Source organism: Priestia sp. YIM B13490 (genome assembly GCF_042787735.1).
GTDB classification, from domain to species: Bacteria; Bacillota; Bacilli; order Bacillales; family Bacillaceae_H; genus Priestia; species Priestia megaterium.
In genome coordinates this window covers 422,308-440,072 of record NZ_JBHZOT010000001.1, presented here as the reverse complement: position 1 = coordinate 440,072, position 17,765 = coordinate 422,308, and the positions used below count along the sequence as shown (strand labels likewise).

The window sequence follows — 17,765 nt, the reverse complement described above, 5'->3', positions numbered from 1 at the left end:
TATTTGTTATAACCATTTTAAAATACATCATTACCTTTATCAACACTAATTTTCCGTTTGACTACATTTCTTATATAAATAGCTTTTAAATTAGATGTGAATTAGTTTAGAAAACAACTCACTCCAAATCGATTTTTTGCGGTAAAATACAGGTGGATAACCTAATGGCGCCTGAACAGTAATAGATCCTCCTGTATACTCTTCACCACTCCATACATGGACCCACTGATCTTCTGGTAAATATACTTCCCACTCTGTTTGGTTTTCTTGGTGAACGGGAGCAACAAGTACATCTTCACCAAATAAATATTGGTATTGAATATCATATGTTTTTTCATCTTCTTCATAGTGCATAAACAAAGGTCGCTGAACAGGAATTCCTCGTCGAGCATTTTCTTCTACAAGCGATTTAATATAAGGTGCCATCGTTACATAAACATTAGACATTCTTGCTAAATGTTCTAGTGCTTCTTCATCACCGTCAAACTGGAAACAATCATCCGGACGATTTCCTTCATGTGTTCTCATCATAGGCGTGAAGGCTCCCATTTCTGCCCACCTCATCAGCAGCTCTTTCGAACGTTTATTGCCATGTAAACTTGTATAGCCTCCAATATCGCTATGGTGTAAGCCGCAACCAATCATTCCTGATGATAAAGCTGCAGGAATAACGGAAGCCAAACCATCATCTAGCGACCAATCTACGCTTTGATCTCCGCCCCAAAGAAGCGTACAGTATTTTTGTATGCCCGTATATCCGGCACGCATAAAGTATACAATCTCACCAAGTTTGCCTGCTTCTGATACCGCTTCATAGTTTACTTTTGCCCACATCGTTGGCCAAGCATTGTGCATGATTTTAGCGTCGATTCCGTTTTTGAGCACAACATCCGTTGGCAAATATTCGCCAAAGTCGGCCATCCATCCGTCTAATCCAAAATCAATCATATTCTCTTTAATAACTTGTTTATACCATTTAGTAGCCTCTTCGTTGGTAAAATCAACAACTCCACAATAAAATTCACCGAAATCCACTAAATACGTATTTCCTTCCGTATTTAATGCTAAGTATCCTTTATCTTCAGCTTCCTTATATAAATCACCTTCAATGGCTACATAGGGATTAATGTAACCTAGAAAACGAATGTCATTTTCTTTCCACTCTGCAATTTTTTTATCTAAATCTGGGTATTCACTCTCGTTCCATTTCCAATTCCACATTAAACGTTTACCAAAAGAAGTAATACGTTTGCCCTGCCAATCTTGGCACCATACTCCAGATACCTTCATACCTTTTGCTAAAACTTTTTCTAATTTTTGTTCAACAACATCTGTACCACCTTGAATACCTAAAACCACGCCGTTATATACCCAGTCTGGTAGCTCGGGCTGTCTTCCGAATAAACCTGTAATTTTTTCAACTAATTCAAGGTACGTATCCGCCGTTTCAAACAGCATATATTTAGGTACTTCCCAAACCTGCAGTTCATGGAATGTCTCATTGCGAAAGTCAAAGTCCGCGTATGCCGTTGTTTCAACATGACAATAGTACTTTTTACTAGATACATATGTAGGCTGAGGAAAGTTGGTATTATAATAATCTCCTCCAGCCTTATCAACTACATCAGCTTGCCATGTTACATATGTTTGTTTGTTTCTTCCTACGCCCGGCTCAGATGTCCATAAAGGAAAGCTTTTTCCTCTCATATTAAAATGAGAAAGTTGTTCTCCGCATCCATATACTTTCTCTTGTTTATCTGCAGCTACTCGTAACCAAAAGCGGTTAATGTTCGCATCGTGTTTTTGATATTCTACTTTTAGCCGATTCTCTTCTTCTTTAACTATAAGAGACAGCATGTTATCTCCATTTTTATAGTTGGAGAAATCTATTTTATATGCCCCTTCTATTTCTTCAACAGTTGCGTAGCGAAGAGCTGTACGTTCAGTAACGTAATCTTTAATATCAAAGTTACCTCTATACATTTCAATCGTTTCTTCTCCATAACCAACAAACAGCATTGGTTTTTGTATGGTATGATGAAGTAGAACCACACCGTTAAGAGCAACTTCAAATCCATCTTGTAAGATCTCCACATTTACCCCTTTAGTTATGTTTAAGGTACCTGACATTTTTATCTCTCCCATCAATTAATAGAGCTTAGTCTTTTGTCTAACATTCATACGCTCTATTGATAAACTTTAATATTTTCTCCTTTTATACCTGGATGTGCACCTTTATTGATTAATTGCTCTCTTTCAGGATGGGCAATTAACCATTTATTTTTCATAAACAATAACTCATCTTCTTTTGTTCTTTTTTGAATATTAGACAATAACGGATCATTTGTTCCTTTAGGTAAAATAACGATTGTTTTAAATCCTTCATTATTTACCTTACAAGGAGCAAAATGTAATGTCGTACTATATAACTCAACTGCTGTTCCTTTAGGTATGAAGAAAGCGATTACATCATTTGAATTAAAAAAGTTATCCTCGACGTCTTGTACCTTTCCTAATAAAAGAACCATATCTGTTATAGCGATGTTGATTTCACTGCTTTTATGATACTCAAGGCCATTTAAGGTTGAATTAGGACCATTACAATATCCAATTTGAATAGGCATATCACCATAAAAAGCTTCTTGAAGTTGGTTCTTAATAATGGTATTTTCCATCTCCATGACGGATGCTACATATACATTCTGATCTTGAGGAATAGCTAAACTATCCATATATGTTTCTAGTTCACTGAAGTCATATTCGTTTACTGCCTTTCCATAAGGTTTAAATTTGCTGTCCTCTATATGATAGAAAGGCACATGTTTGTTTAAGTCTTTCATGTATTCAAAGCTGCTCAACGTTTTCTTCTCTCCTTTTCTATGTAAAAAGCCCCTCAAAGAAGATAATAAGATTCTAAGAGGCGCCTTTTATAAAATACATATGTTTATTTTAAGACAGGAGCTTCTGTAACTGTATTATCCCAAGCATTACGGAATTTGTTTAATCCATAGTCTGTGAACGCATGCTGGAAGCTTTCTTTATATACATCAAATCCGCAGGTCACAATATGCGCTCCAGCTTTTGCCGCATCTACAATTTGTTTACCATTACGTAAAGCAGCAACAATGATTTCTGTGTTGTAATCGTAGTTTTTATAGATATTCACAATATCCTGAATATATTGAGTTGTATCGTCCCCGCTATTTTCTTTCCAACCTACAAATGGAGATACAAATTTAGCACCAATTCTTGCAGGCTGAAGTGCTTGTGATGGCGAGAAGACAAGAGTGACGTTAGTAGAAATACCTTCTTTTTCAAATTCCTTTGCTGCAATTAAACCAGGTTCTGTGCATGGAATTTTAATAACAAAGTTTGACGATAACTTAGCAATCTTTGTCCCTTCTTCTACCATATCCTTGGCATTATCCAAATGAGGATTGATTTCTACTGAAATTGGGAAATTTTCGATTCCTTTAAACTCACTTGCAAATTCATCTAAAATCGTTAAGAATGGCTTACCGCTGTTCATAATATGACGAGGGTTTGTTGTAACCCCATCAATTGCCCAGTTTTCATACGCGTAACGAATTTCCTCTAAAATTGCACTATCTAAAAAATACTTCATCTTTATACCTCCAGTTAAGTGACTATTACCCCTAAAAGATAATAACCTTTATATAATTTGTAATAACCTTTGTATTTATAATATGAAAACGCCACCAATATTTCAAGTACTTTTTGCTAGATTATTAAATTAATTTTGTATTTCGTCCAATTTACCTATCATCTTACATTGGTATTCTATTTTTACTTTTAGAAAGATCCGCTACGATTTTATTGTATTTATCATCTGAAAGTTTATAAAAGAAAAACATTACAATAATCGTTGCAATGGCTAATGTACTTGGATAAATAAACATTAATCCTCTAATTCCTTGCAGCACATTTGCATTCTGCACCGCATTTGGAACGTAACCCACTATCCCTAACACAACACCAGGAATAAAGCCTGCAAGCGCTTGAGAAAGTTTACGGAAGAAAGTAAAGAAAGAATACACGACACCTTCAGATCGATTGCCAGTTTTCCATTCGCCATACTCTACAGCATCAGAAACTAATGCCCAGTTCAAACTATTTACAAATGAGCTTCCGAAGAAAGCAAAGCAAGCTAATGTAATAAAAATCACTGCGTTATCTGCAAAAACATAAGCTAAAATATCTCCTACAGCCCAAATCGCGCACCCCAATATGTACGTAGACTTTTTTCCAATCCTTTTGACCATGAAAGGAACCATTGCCACGCCGATAAATACACAACCAATACTGAAAAAGCCCATATAAGGAACGATTGCTACGTTTTTTAATACGTACTGACAAAAATAAACTTGTACAGCAAGCTTTACGTTAAAAGCTGAAAAGGTAAACAAATTAACTAAACAAAGAATTAGTAAAGGCGTATTCTTAAAAAGCCCTTTATAGCTATCACTCAGCTTCACATTTGTATTTTGGGGTTTTTCATACACATATCTTTCTTTTACATTGGCATAACAATAGACTTGTAACAAAACACCCAAAAATGCAAAAATAGATACAGCCACTAAATAACCAGTAGATTGATTGTTAAACATTAAGACAATCGGCATAAATCCTACAGTTGTAATAAGAAGTCCTAAATTTGAGCCTGCTTGTCTAAATGATGCCATTTCTGCTCTTTCAACAGGATCTTTTGTCATCGCAGGTACCATTGATCCATAAGGAATATTTGAAATGCTATAAATCGTTCCAAATGCCATATACGTTACATATGCCCATATAATCTTTCCGGTTAGTGAAAAATCCGGATTAGTAAAGCTGACTATTGTTATCAAAGCAAGCGGTATTGCAGCATAAAGAAAGAATGGTCTAAATTTGCCTTTAGGACCTATCTTCTTTCGATTATCAATCCAAGTACCTACTGTAATATCAGCGAACGCATCCCATATTTTCGTAATTAAAAATACTAAACCTGCTGTTGCAGAAGGCAAGCCTAACGCGTCGGTATAAAACTTCAGCAAATAAATTTGACCCAAGTCTAACATAAAGTTATTTCCTACATCTCCCAATCCATAAGCAACCTTCTCTTTAAGTCTTAGTTTCTTAGGCGTATTAATTGAATGTTCTACATTTTGAACCAATGGCTGTCCCATAAGTTCTCCCCCTTTGTTTAACACATTTTAAGACTTCACATTAAACATGCATCACATAAGAGATTATAACCTTGATACACTTCCAAACTTATAATCTCCTCTAGGTTGATACTAAAATCACCTCTCTTTTCATAACATCACAATGTTTCAAAAAAAGTTACTACCTTTTTACTTATAATATGAAAACGCATACAAATTATCAAGTGTTTTTTTATTTTATTTTAAAAAAAGAGGAAAAATAATTCTAAAAATTCTATAGCTATCTCTTGAGGAGTAAGTCTACCCTATCCTTATAAACTCCTCGTTAACAATTTTGAGCGACAGGTAGAAAGTATATCAACATCTACCTTTGGGCTATTCGAGAAAGAGAATAAACTCGTTATATCGAGGATGGATAAAGATCTGTATATAACGGAAATTATAGCTTCATTGAACCCCTTGCCCACCAAGGGATTTTTTTGGGTGTGTGCCAGAAAGAATAATTTATGTGTACTAGTTTTTGATATCATATATAGCTTAGAATAGAGAAAAAACCTACATAATTGTGCATAAAATGTCGGATGGCATTGTTTGAATCCTGCTATTCTGACAATAAGGGAGGTCATAAAAATGGATTTGCTTAAAAATATGAACAGAGCTTTGCATTATATTGAAGAGAATCTAACTAACGATATAAATTTTAGAGAAGTAGTAAAGCTAGCTCTTTGCTCCGAGTATCACTTTAAGAGAATGTTTTCTTTTCTTGCAGGTATTACTTTGTCAGAATACATTCGCAGAAGAAGACTTACTCTTGCAGCATTCGAACTTAAAGATAAGAACGTGAAGGTTATCGATATTGCGATTAAATACAGATACAACTCACCGGATTCTTTTGCACGAGCTTTTCAAAACTTGCATGGTATAAGCCCTTCAGAAGCCAAAAAGGATGGCCGTTCACTTAAGGCTTATCCACCCATGACCTTCCAGCTATCGATTAAAGGAGGAGATGAAATGAACTATCGAATTGAAGAAAAAGAGGCATTTCGTATAGTCGGCATTAAAGAAAGAGTTCCTATAATTTTTCACGGAGTTAACCCAAAGATTGCTGCTATGTGGGAAAGTTTACAGGATGAAACAATAGATAAACTAAAAAAACTTTCTAATGTTAAACCATTAGGGCTGCTTAGTGCGTCTGTAAATTTTTCTGAAGGACGAATGGAGGAAAAGGGGGAGCTTGATCATTACATCGGGGTAGCAACAACCAAGAATTGCCCCCATAATTTAATAAAGCTTGAAGTACCTGCTTTGACATGGGCTGTATTTGAAGCCGTTGGGCCATTTCCTGATACTTTACAAGATGTATGGGGACGGATTTATTCCGAATGGTTTCCATCCTCAAATTACGAACAAGTAGAGGGACCAGAAATTTTATGGAATGAACATAAGGATGTAACCTCACCGACTTTTAAAAGTGAGATTTGGATACCAGTATCAAAAAAATAATGCTGATTCAATAATAAATATTTTAATATAAGAAAAAGGGAGTCCACAAATGTAATCTCCCTTTTTTTAATTTATAGCTTTCTGTAATGCTGGTTATGACAACTATAAACTTACGAAGTATAAGTCGTACTAAGCAAATTTTTTATTTATTGTTATATTGTTTTATAACTGTAATTATAACTGCCAGTAACAGAACAATTGCGCTATTTATAAGTAAGTAGTATCCAACTTGTAAACCATAAAATATGGCAAAAGCGTCTCTAATGATCAACAGTGCTAATGTACCGCCTATTGCCCCAAATAAAGCCGCCAGTATCAATATTGTAAAAGCAGCAGCGTATAAACTTTTCTTTTTTTTGTAGGATATAAATCCAACGATATTTGAAATGATAATAAAGAATCCGATAAGTATTAAGAAAAAGTTAGCCATTTTCTTTAATTCTCCTCTACGGACTATTAATTGGTTAAAATTATCAATATCTAATATAACTTTAACATAACATTCTATGTGAAAGTTTTGCTTCTTATAACATGTTTTATATTCATCAAAAAGAAGCTGACTTACAATTTAAGATCTTTCTTTATATTTTTCTTTATAACTAAACTGGCTAAGCGTTTGCGCGCTGATTCCATAGGACCCATTTTAAAATAATGAAGCCACAAAGTAGCAAATAAAATTTGAAACAAACAGATTAGTATCCAAACAAAAATGACGAAGAATGAACGAGGGTGTCCACCCCACCCAAGGCCCCATCCATAAAATAAAATTGAGCTTAAAACATTCTGTAACACATAGCAACTTAAAGACATCTTACCTACTTTTTCTAAAACCCTCCATAATGAAAAGTCCTGAAATTTTTCAATTAGGAAACTAATGGCTCCCATGTATCCAAGCGATAAAATAGGGGCAAATACATACCTCACTGGAAAATCAAAGTATCCTCCAGGAACAAATAATAATAGGTTTAGAGGTAGCCCAACTAAAAGTCCCGCCTTCATCATCCTCTTTCTGATATTAATACCATTGGAATTATTGTCAAAAGCTCCTATTCTCACTAGTAAAACACCAATTAAAAACATGCATATATTAAATGGAATGACGAAAATTGATTCTGTGCGCAGCTCCCAAAAATGAAAAAGTCGATACTGCATTTGATTCATCCATGATCCATGTTGATAAAGGTTCACCACTTCTTTTGGGACAGCAACTAGCTCATCTCCTATTGAGTTAGTTAGCACACCTAAGAACACAAGTACTATAAAGAAAAGATGAATCACTGCTGCACTAATCATTGTTATTCGTATCATCGTCTTCCGCATTTTTACGATAAACGATACGACAATGGCAGTTACTGCATAAGACATTAAAATGTCATACTCTAAGACAAAAATAAAGTGCAAAAGCCCTTCCGTTAATAATATTAAAGACAGCCATATGTACCTTCCCGGCCAAGTCTGATTTAATCGTTTTGATTGCTGATATTTCAGTTCTAAACCAACACCAAACATAATAGCTAAGAGGCCGAGTAATTTCCCGTTAATTAAGGATAGAAAAAGGATTCTTAAAAAATCATCTCCTGATAACCACCATTTGTTATGGGTAAAAGTAAATATATAATTTATATCTCCCAGATAGGCAAACAGCCAAATGTTCGTTCCTAGTGTTCCCAGAATCGCTAATCCTCTTAATATATCTAAAGAGCGAATTCGTTCTTTATTCTTCACTTCTCATCTCTCCATCCATTACATTTACTCTAATAACGTTCCTAAAAAGGATTGTTTATTTTTATTACTCTCCTTCTTGGTATGTCATAGTTCAACTATATTAGATTACGTTGCGTCACCTTCAACCCTTATTTTTAAATATTTTAAATAAATGAATGAATTATTTTTAGTGAGATAAAGAAAGCGTGGATACGTTTTGAGAAGTGCAAATACTGCCCGCTTTGGAAACAAGTTTAGCCAAAAGGTATACTCGCGTCTGCAGAGTACTAATTACAAAAAAAGAAACCCTCGTATTTTCAAGGTTTCTTTTTTAAAAATATTCCACTCTAAGCGACAATTGAAGATGAATTAAAATGCTGTTACTGTGATATAGCGTTTTCCGACGTTTTGTAATTCATAAGGTAAATAACGTTGTTGAATACACACTTTCTGAAAGCTAGCATCTAGCTTTTAGAAAGTTCGTTTATCTCCCTTTCAATAAGAGCCACTGAAATTTCGAATGCTTGTATCCGTCTTTTAGCTAAGGTGATTTGAGATTTATATCTATCAGCGTTTTCTTTACCTTCAAACGTTTTTACTGTCTGTCTGAGTTTATGTAAAGTTGAATCAATTTGACGTTTTGCTTCAACTAATTCAGCTACATCAAATTTCATTTACGTCCCTCCTTTTATAATTGTTATTGGCAGCCTTCTCATATAAAAAAGCTGATGCCTCATCTCTGTGTAAAGCATATCATCAAGATCTATTCCTTGCTGCTCTACCTCTTATTAAATGACCGTACATAAGAGTGAACAAATGCTAGAGTTTAACCCTCCCATTTATCTCCATCCGTAATCCACTTATCATTTTGCAAATCATAGCATGTATCATAATCATGAAAACTAAAATAGGTAGATAACGTACTACCCTTTCCGTCTGCCTTATTTCGACACTCTACAAACCATTCTACAATGGCTTTTGTTTCACCTTCCTATATTTCCTGTGCGGAAGTTTTATAGAACGCCCAAAATCCATCTTCTTTGTCAACAGGTATACTATACATTTCAATCTCGTCAAACAAGTCGTAGATATCTGAAAAAATACTGCTATTTTCCCCTTTTCAATTTATATTGTTATTGTATAAATTGAAATTTTTTTTCTCTTACTTAAATCTTACGTTTTTCTTAATTTTCTTTTTATAAAAATTAGAATTTTACTCTTTATATTAAATAGAATAATAGTCAAGCTCGAATAAAACCTGATCATCTATAATAAAATTTAAGGAAAAACCTTTTTGATCATACTATGTAGGTTTTTATTAGGTTCATTCTATGAAATGTAATAGATTATTCAGAAGGAAAAAGGAGTGAATACAAATGAGTTTAGCCACCTATATAGGTTCGAATGTAGAATTACCTATTAATGACGAACTGGATGATATAGTTACTATTGGAAGCTGCTTTTCAGATGAAATGCATCGATTAAACATAAAAAAACATCATTTTACTACTTCTTATGTTTATGAAGTGTCAAGTGACTGGGGAATTGAAATTACGGAATATATGAATAAAAGCAGACTGAAAGAATCAAAAGAGAAACTACTTGCACTGTGTCGATTGATGGATCACTATCTTAAATCAGGAGATTTTTTTGAATTGTATAGCTGTTGGATAGGAGAAGAAGCTGAAAAGCGAAAAGGAGCACTAACTTTAAACATCCATTATTTTGATATAGATGCTATTGAAATGCCTGAAAAAACATTAGTTAGAATCAAAAAATAAACTTCCCTTATTATGCTAACAATTTTTTCGTATCTATAATCTGAACGCAAAAAAAGCTATTTCAATCGTATTGGCATCGGAGTGAAATAGCTTTTTCTACTTTACATTCAAGAGTGTGTTAGATCCTTATGGATATCTTCACATGTGAATTGTATCACAAACTTTTCTGTGTGTGAAGATGAAAAATAAAATTTGTAGGACAAGTATCTAAAAAAATTAAAGAGCAGCCTCGTTTGCCAATGACGAGGCTGCTCTTTATAAGTGTTCATTCATACTTATCCGAGTACGAAGCAGCGTTATAACCCTTTTTTATTGTATCTTTATCTTTAGAGTCTTCTTGTCGTCCAACTCCTACTACACCGCCACCCATAAGTAAGGATTTTTCACTAAATACTAATTCTCCTGTATATGCATAATTAGAATTTCCAATATACTCAGAATTAATTACTTCTTTTCCGCTGTAAATGCTAGCATATATAACCTTTAATTGTTAAATTAAAGGTTTATTTCTATATATTATGTTATACTTTTAAACATGTATTACGCTTGTAGAGGAGTTTTCAATTGAAACAGAAAGAGCTTTTTTCGTGGATTAAATCCATTATCATTGCCTGTATTCTGGCTTTTGTGGTAAGAGAGTACCTATTTACACCTATAGTAGTAGACGGTGAATCGATGATGCCGACTTTAAAAGACAGTGAACACATTATTCTTAATGAAGTGGGTAAAAATAACCCAGATAATATAAAAAGATTTGATATTATCGTTTTTCATGCTACAAAGGAAAAAGACTATATTAAAAGAGTCATTGGTTTACCTGGTGATCATGTAGAATATCGCAATGACACGCTATATGTAAACGGTAAAAGATATGAAGAGCCTTATTTAGATCAATATAAAAAAGAAATAGGAACAGGCCCATTAACTGAGGATTTTAAACTTGAAGATTATATAGGCAGCAAAACTGTCCCAAAGGGTCAATTATTTGTCATGGGAGATAATAGAATGTACAGCTTAGATAGCAGATCACCTGAAGTAGGAACAATCTCCGTAGACAAAATTGTAGGAAAAGCTAAATTAGCTTATTGGCCTTTAAAAGAATTTGAATGGATTAAGTAAAATCTTTTAAAGCTCCCTTATGAAAGGGAGCTTTTTCTATTTCTTTTCCAGTCCGTCACATGAAATGAAGCATTGTTGCTTTAAGCCCTACACTAACTGCAGCTCCTGTTTAAATTCATTTTTCCTTATATTTTCTGCGAAAGTGAGAAATCGCTGCTGCTCCTACAGCAGCAATCAAAACTAAAAAAATGGTAGATAGCGTATCATTGGCAACAAACATCTTCACCAAAAATGCAGATAGCAAAATAGCTACAAAACCTATTCCTAAATATGAAAGATTAATAATTGATAACTCCAGCTATAACGTTATTCCTATGTAAAAGGTTTTACAATTAAAAACATAATGAACATAATAACGGTAAATAAAGCCCCCAGAAGAGCAAAGTTAAGTGGCCTATGAGTATCTTCATTAGCCTTTACAAACAGCTTGGACCATCTTGTATACATCACTAATTTTGTACAAAGACTAAACAAAACGCCTGCAATGATTGAAGCAATTGCTATTTTTAAGATATGAATTCACTCCTTTCTAACATAACAGAAGGATGTCCATAACTTAACATAAACACCTAAATAATACAAAAATTCAAGAATCATAGGAAGTAGTCTTTCCACTTTCTATGCCGCTACTAGTCAACCGCCCTACCTTATTTTTAAACATAATTTTGCTTTGTTATTATTGCTTCGCTACTATATTCAATGCTGCAGATGCCTTTTGCCACCCCACGTAAAAAGCCATATGAGTTATTAAGGCGATCATTTCTTTTTCAGTGACGCCATTCTTTTTTGCCAACTGCAGATAAAAAGGCATTTGTTCGGTGTTGCCAATGCTGATCAAGGATTCATTCGTACATATTCGAGTACGAACGGTAACAGCATTATAGCATCTGCTTCATTTTAAAAGATGTAGTTTCTTTATTTATTGGCTTTTATTTTTTCTAGATAAGGCAATTACAAATGCTAAATATATTGGATAAAGTAAAAGACCGAGGTATATAACAATCCTGCTGATAGGATCGAGCTGATCTCCTACTGCAGTAAGAGGGTTATTCTTTATTTTTTGTTTGGACAGGTAAGCTTACTGCTGTAGCTACATAGTATCTAACGATTCACTGCTTTATTGGTTGGCCATTAAATCTTTCATTAGTTGTACCGGTTTAATACAAAAATAAAATAGCGTTCTTGAAGAACGCTATTTAAACTGGATAATATATAATCATACTTAATTTAGCTAATGTTTTTCCGCGATTATAATAAGAATGAGCTCTATCAGCTTTGAACCTAATAGCATTCCCACTCTTTATCGTATATTCATTGCTATTTACACTTATAGTGAGTTCGCCTTCAAAGACAGTTATGAACTCTTCAGTCCCTTCCCTATGCGAATCAGCGTCTAGAGATCCACCTTCTTCTATTTCTACAGAATAAACTTCAAAGCGCCTATCATCCTCGAAGGGAAAATAAGGGTAGACTTGATATTTTCCGTTGTCTTCAGATAATATTTGAATGTCGGTTTTTGAAATGACTTTGGTGTCTGGCTGAGGATTATTTATTAATGAAGTAAAAGAAATTTTTAATCCATTAGCTATTTTCCAAATAGTTGTAATTGTAGGACTCGATTCTCCTCTTTCAATTTGCCCTATCATTGTCTTGCTTACCCCAGTTAATTCTGCAACTTTTTCGAGACTTAATTTCTTACTTTCTCTAAAATTTTTTAGGTTTTTGGCGATAATAAGATTTATTTCCTCCATAAATACACTCCTATCACTATGTACAATATAACGACCTTAATGTAAAATAAAAAGCACGACGTTATATCGTCCTTTTTGAACATTATAATATACATATTAGAGGAGGTACAAATATGCCATTATTATCATTTTTGCTATATATTTTTGTGACCAGTTTTACCCCTGGTCCTAACAATATTATGGCCATGTTATTTGCTAACAAATACGGTTTGAGAAAGACTACAAAATTTTGTTTAGGAGTAGGTGCAGGCTTTCTCGTAGTAATGTTGTTATGTAGTTATTTTAATGTTTTACTCCAAAATTCCATACCAAAAATTGAGTTTTTCATGACGGTCTTAGGAGCAATCTATATGGTCTATCTAGCTATAAAAATTATTTTGAGTAAAGATGATGATAAAAATAACGATGAAAACAGGAATAACAGTTTTTTCATGGGGATGCTTTTACAATTTATAAATCCAAAAGGTATTCTGTATGGTATAACGGCTATAGCAACCTTTATTCTTCCATATCACAACTCGAATTTTAGTTTAATAATGTATTCTTTACTTCTAGCTTTTGTGGGCTTTGTAAGTACTTTCTGTTGGAGTTTATTTGGTTCGGTTTTTCAAAAATTTCTCTCAAAGTATAAAAGCCAGTTTAATATAGTTATGGCTTTATTATTAATGTATAGTGCAGTCTCCATTCTTATCAAATAACTTGCTTATTTGATTAAGGATCCATTTTAACAATGGAATCATTTTAACGTTAGAAATATTCGTTTTATTGAAGAGTCAGTACTTCTCTTATGCGAAATATTAACCCCTCCTCGAACGTTATAACGTACATATTGTACTTTATATCACTATTTTGCTTAAAAATATAAATTGACCAGTTATGCATAATTCGAGAAGGATACTCTTATGTATCTATTGATTTGCTTACCTTTTTAATTTTATAAAATATGATCAATATTAATTTGTTATGAAATTTCAATAGTTATTTAATATTTAGCTACAGCAGCCCATTTCTACACAAAAATTAGGTTAGAAAATTTCAGGGTAGATATAAGACGAGATATAAAATACTACCATATTTATAAAAAAGAGTGTTTTTCATGCAAGTCTTCCAGTTTCACGAGTGATAGAAATGTTGATAATTTAACAATGTATAAAGTCGTGTATAAATGAGAGAGTCAAAAAGTGAACGACCCCCTGTGTATTAAGGGATCGTTCTTTTATAAATTAGGGAAAGAATGATCATGGTAACTAACTTTGATGGAGTATACAATGTATTGAGACACAATATTATATTAACTAGTTTAACTCTTTTTCTTTAATTTCAACGATTAAGCCAATGCCATTTAAGCGCTTCTTTTTCGATTCTTTTAACAAATGCATCCTTACCATCACTATAGCCCTCGATATCATTGGGAAATCTATGAGCTAACTCAGCTTTTAATGTTCCATATTCATTGCTTATCATTTGATTTTGACGAAGATAATCTCTAAAAGATAAGTGTCTTTCAATCTCTTGAATATTATCATACTGAAAAGCGTGAATTTGATGGGTGCGATTATCCCCACCTTTACGGTAATACCTTCTTCTTTTGATTCCAAACTCCCCCATTACTTCATATCCGAGCTTCTCAAATTGGTCTGAGTAATTATCTAACCTTCTAATGTCATTAACTACCAATAGAATATCAATAATAGGTTTTGCTTTTAAGTTTTGAATAGAAGTACTTCCAATGTGAAAAATATTTACCAATTCTTTTTGAAGCATTTCCTTAATTGAGTATTCTTCGTTTAGATATTCGTATTTCCAATTTGGATTATGTTCAACTACTGTAATATTCATTTTTCTCCCCCTTAATCCTTTATCACATGGACAATATATTAAAGGATTAAATTGATTGCAAAAATCTTAGTATCTTCTAAATTATAATATATGCCTTCTTAGAAAAGTGTTTATGTAAACTAGCTTTGTATATAGTACACATCGTTATATTTTAATCTTGAGATAAATAAATCCAGTTCATTTCATCAAATTCTTCAATAATATAATTTGAACCTATATCCTTTAAAATTTTATTGAAAAATTTTATATTAACGTCATGATCATACAAATCTTCTTGAATATATTCCGTAATAATAAAATTCGTTAAATTTGTATTATTAACAAAATCTGAAAAGAACGATTTTAGAAAAAGTGACTCTTCTTCACTTAATTTTTCATCATTGATTAATGAAATCCTAAACACATTTAAAATCGCGTTAATATCTTCTTCCTCCATATAACATAATGGATCTAGTTTTTTATCTTCTTCTGTAAATGGCTTTCTCGTGTCTTCAATAACTACATAAGAAAAGATAGTTCCCTCTCTTTCTACTTGAAAAATTTCTAAATCACGTAATTTTAACACTCTATGAAGCGATATCATAATTTCCCCCTGCTTAAATATTAATTTAGAATATTTTAATAAAGTAGATACTGTTAAACCTAACGAGCATAGGATTCAGTTTACAGTAAAATCATCTTGTGTGCTGGTAATTAGAGGGCAAGGCTTATCGGCCGCCTGCGGAAAGCAACGTCTTGCACGAGAATCAACCGCGGTGTAACAAGCCATTCGCTCATGCATTCCATTCGTTCGTCTGTAGATTGTATTGATTTATTTATGTCTCATTCTCTTTTTATTTTAATATATATAAAGCGTAATCCTCTTCATTCGAAAACCCAAGTTTATTGGCTAGTGCTTTCGAGGCTTTATTGTGATTATCGCAATCCCAAGCAGGCATAACGTTCTTTTCCAAACATTTATTTATAAACGCCTGGCCCACTATCTTTCCTAAACCTTGTCCTCTATAGTTAGGGTTAGTCACAATATCAATTTCAGCTATGGTTCCACTATGAAAAATGGACACACATTCAGCGATAATCTTTTCTCTATGGATTAGACAAACTCCTAATCCGTTTTTCAGAAAATTACTCTCTGATCCCCAGTACTCCACAGTACTCCACTATATATGATTCATTGAAATTCTCACTTTTCCTTAAAGAATCAGCGTTAAAATCTTGTAACTCATAGGGATTGGACAAGCTGTACGTAGAATGCACTTTTGAAGGAAGAAACCTATACTTAGAACGTTTCATTTTCTTTACATACGTTTTGAAAGTTTCGTCAAAAACAGTTTCCCAGTCAGTGGATGGAGTAAAAACCGTAAACCGTTTCTCCTTACCATACACGTTCTCAACAAAATAACGATAGAGAAAGTTATTAAATACCTCGTCATTCCCTTGTCCAAATACATAATAGTCACCTGCACGTATTCTAAGAAATCCTGATGATGGACTCATCATATCATTTACGTACACAGCTCCTGGAATAACATGATTAACGACAGAAAAAGCAAATGTAGGAGTCTTAAATGACGCTTCTAACATGTTATTTATCTTGTAATAATCTTTTGGTTCTAAACAATGCATTTGATTTCCCCCTTAATAAATATCACTGTCTTCATTATATAAGTGCATGCATAAATTTAGTTATCATAATGTGCTTTATCGATACAAAAACAGCCCGACGAATAATTAAAATAAAGGTTAATTACTCTTTTTCAAGAGAGCTAACTCAAAAAAATTTCATATAGAAATTTGTTATAATAAAGATTGTTAAAAGCAAGGAGGAGTATATAAGTGCAAATAAGAAAACATGAAAGACAGTCATTTTATGCCGGATGTCAATTCGTAGATATAGAAGATCAAGCAAATGAACACGCCTTGCCTCTCCTTATTATGTATCCTACATATAAAGAAGAACAAGTTGAAAAGATGGGACCTTACACGATAAGCGCTGCGCAAGATGCTCCGCTTTCAGATGGATCATTTCCTTTAGTCATTATTTCTCATGGAGATGGTAGCACGCCTCTTGCTTATCGAACCATTGCCCAGTTTTTAGCACGTAATGGTTTTATTGTAGGAATACCGCAGCATCTCTTTAATAATCGAGAGGATAATACGCTGTCTGGAACAATAGATAACCTAAAAAATCGGCCTACCCATATACGTACTGTAATCGATTGGTTTTTAAAAGAAAGTTCCTTTTCTCCATCCATTAAATCAAATAATATTTCTCTTATTGGCCATTCAATGGGAGGATATACGGCTCTTGCTGTAGCAGGTGGAGTTCCCACTTCTTTTCCTTCTGAATCTCCTGATCAAAAGCCTTATTGTTTATCTATTACTCATGATAAGCGGGTTCAATCACTTATTCTTTTAGCGCCAGCCGCCGGATGGTTCAGGGAAAAAGGCGCTCTTGAAGACGTGAATATACCTATTTTAATGATTACAGGCGAAAAGGATACGATTACTCCTTCTTTTCACGGGGAATTTGTGTTAAATGGCGTTTCTGATAAGGAAAAAGTTCAGCATATCGTTGTAGAAAATGGAGGGCATTTTTCATTTCTCAGCCCATTTCCCGACTTTATGAAATCTCCTTCTTTCCCCCCTTCTCAGGACCCGGCAGGCTTTAATCGCAAGGAGTTTCATGAGGACCTTCAAAACACTATATTGAACTTTTTATTACGTCCTTTTTAACAGATTAGTGAGTTGTACCACCTTTTCTTTTGAAGCAATTATATCTAGAAAGAGCAGTTAAAATCTCTTAGAAACTGATGAGCTTCTAAGGGATTTTTATTCCCTATAAGGTCCATGATGCTAGTCTCCTTCTTTCTTTTTAAAAAGAAACCAGTATTTACAAAAAA

The 17,765-nt window shown here is 33.5% G+C and carries 17 protein-coding genes and 1 pseudogene; 5 read left to right on the top strand and 13 right to left on the bottom strand.

Going from position 1 to position 17,765, the window contains the following annotated elements; genetic code table 11:
* Positions 1-90: 90 nt before the first annotated feature.
* The 4 genes from ACFX4R_RS02380 to ACFX4R_RS02365 form a co-directional block, all read right to left on the bottom strand.
* Complete coding sequence (locus ACFX4R_RS02380) at positions 91-2,130, bottom strand: alpha-glucosidase (RefSeq protein ID WP_377568597.1); 2,040 nt, start codon at positions 2,128-2,130, stop codon at positions 91-93.
* Positions 2,131-2,186: 56 nt separating this feature from the next.
* Positions 2,187-2,858: a DUF4867 family protein gene (locus tag ACFX4R_RS02375; protein WP_377568594.1), complete on the bottom strand. Its 672-nt coding sequence runs from the start codon at positions 2,856-2,858 to the stop codon at positions 2,187-2,189.
* An 86-nt stretch (positions 2,859-2,944) separates the two neighbouring features.
* Positions 2,945-3,625 carry a transaldolase family protein gene (locus ACFX4R_RS02370; protein ID WP_377568591.1) on the bottom strand — a complete coding sequence of 227 codons (681 nt, stop codon included), beginning with the start codon at positions 3,623-3,625 and terminating at the stop codon, positions 2,945-2,947.
* A 163-nt stretch (positions 3,626-3,788) separates the two neighbouring features.
* On the bottom strand, positions 3,789-5,186 hold the full coding sequence (locus tag ACFX4R_RS02365) for an MFS transporter (RefSeq protein ID WP_323617987.1): 1,398 nt from the start codon (positions 5,184-5,186) through the stop codon (positions 3,789-3,791).
* Positions 5,187-5,795: 609 nt separating this feature from the next.
* Between ACFX4R_RS02365 and ACFX4R_RS02360 the strand changes: the two genes are divergently transcribed.
* Positions 5,796-6,668, top strand: a complete 873-nt coding sequence (locus ACFX4R_RS02360) for an AraC family transcriptional regulator (protein WP_097823028.1) — start codon at positions 5,796-5,798, stop codon at positions 6,666-6,668.
* A gap of 142 nt (positions 6,669-6,810) precedes the next feature.
* Here the strand turns inward: ACFX4R_RS02360 and ACFX4R_RS02355 are convergent, their stop codons facing one another.
* From ACFX4R_RS02355 to ACFX4R_RS02345, 3 genes are all read right to left on the bottom strand, one after another.
* Complete coding sequence (locus ACFX4R_RS02355) at positions 6,811-7,098, bottom strand: hypothetical protein (RefSeq protein ID WP_043980937.1); 288 nt, start codon at positions 7,096-7,098, stop codon at positions 6,811-6,813.
* Positions 7,099-7,229: 131 nt separating this feature from the next.
* A complete protein-coding gene (locus ACFX4R_RS02350; protein WP_377568585.1) occupies positions 7,230-8,393 on the bottom strand; it encodes a DUF418 domain-containing protein in 1,164 nt (387 codons plus the stop codon).
* Between the two features lie 443 nt (positions 8,394-8,836).
* Positions 8,837-9,046 carry a hypothetical protein gene (locus tag ACFX4R_RS02345; RefSeq protein ID WP_043980934.1) on the bottom strand — a complete coding sequence of 70 codons (210 nt, stop codon included), beginning with the start codon at positions 9,044-9,046 and terminating at the stop codon, positions 8,837-8,839.
* A 702-nt stretch (positions 9,047-9,748) separates the two neighbouring features.
* On the opposite strand from ACFX4R_RS02345, the gene ACFX4R_RS02340 reads away from it, so the two are divergent.
* Together ACFX4R_RS02340 and lepB are read left to right on the top strand one after the other, a co-directional pair.
* A complete protein-coding gene (locus ACFX4R_RS02340; RefSeq protein WP_377568582.1) occupies positions 9,749-10,153 on the top strand; it encodes a hypothetical protein in 405 nt (134 codons plus the stop codon).
* 564 nt (positions 10,154-10,717) lie between these two features.
* A complete protein-coding gene (gene lepB / locus ACFX4R_RS02330) occupies positions 10,718-11,272 on the top strand; it encodes a signal peptidase I (protein ID WP_377568579.1) in 555 nt (184 codons plus the stop codon).
* 676 nt (positions 11,273-11,948) lie between these two features.
* Here the strand turns inward: lepB and ACFX4R_RS02325 are convergent.
* Both ACFX4R_RS02325 and ACFX4R_RS02320 read right to left on the bottom strand, forming a co-directional pair.
* Positions 11,949-12,146: pseudogene (locus ACFX4R_RS02325) on the bottom strand (carboxymuconolactone decarboxylase family protein); the annotation flags it as partial.
* Between the two features lie 322 nt (positions 12,147-12,468).
* Positions 12,469-13,023, bottom strand: a complete 555-nt coding sequence (locus tag ACFX4R_RS02320) for a helix-turn-helix domain-containing protein (protein WP_028409913.1) — start codon at positions 13,021-13,023, stop codon at positions 12,469-12,471.
* A 113-nt stretch (positions 13,024-13,136) separates the two neighbouring features.
* Here ACFX4R_RS02320 and ACFX4R_RS02315 point away from each other — a divergent pair, with 113 nt between their 5' ends.
* Entirely contained in the window at positions 13,137-13,721 is a 585-nt protein-coding gene (locus tag ACFX4R_RS02315) for a LysE family transporter (protein ID WP_377568576.1), read from the top strand.
* A 622-nt stretch (positions 13,722-14,343) separates the two neighbouring features.
* On the opposite strand, the gene ACFX4R_RS02310 is transcribed toward ACFX4R_RS02315, so the two are convergent.
* The 4 genes from ACFX4R_RS02310 to ACFX4R_RS02295 form a co-directional block, all read right to left on the bottom strand.
* The gene (locus ACFX4R_RS02310) at positions 14,344-14,862 is read right to left on the bottom strand and encodes a GrpB family protein (protein WP_144635288.1); all 519 of its coding nucleotides are present in this window, start codon (positions 14,860-14,862) and stop codon (positions 14,344-14,346) included.
* 151 nt (positions 14,863-15,013) lie between these two features.
* Positions 15,014-15,445: a terpene synthase gene (locus tag ACFX4R_RS02305; RefSeq protein ID WP_098526229.1), complete on the bottom strand. Its 432-nt coding sequence runs from the start codon at positions 15,443-15,445 to the stop codon at positions 15,014-15,016.
* Positions 15,446-15,695: 250 nt separating this feature from the next.
* Positions 15,696-16,013 carry a GNAT family N-acetyltransferase gene (locus tag ACFX4R_RS02300; protein ID WP_377568571.1) on the bottom strand — a complete coding sequence of 106 codons (318 nt, stop codon included), beginning with the start codon at positions 16,011-16,013 and terminating at the stop codon, positions 15,696-15,698.
* Positions 15,988-16,488: a GNAT family N-acetyltransferase gene (locus ACFX4R_RS02295; RefSeq protein ID WP_377568569.1), complete on the bottom strand. Its 501-nt coding sequence runs from the start codon at positions 16,486-16,488 to the stop codon at positions 15,988-15,990. Before ACFX4R_RS02295 ends, ACFX4R_RS02300 begins: the two co-directional genes overlap by 26 nt.
* A gap of 210 nt (positions 16,489-16,698) precedes the next feature.
* On the opposite strand from ACFX4R_RS02295, the gene ACFX4R_RS02290 reads away from it, so the two are divergent.
* Positions 16,699-17,598, top strand: coding sequence for an alpha/beta hydrolase family protein (locus ACFX4R_RS02290; protein ID WP_377568567.1), 900 nt, complete (start codon positions 16,699-16,701; stop codon positions 17,596-17,598).
* Positions 17,599-17,765 lie beyond the last annotated feature (167 nt).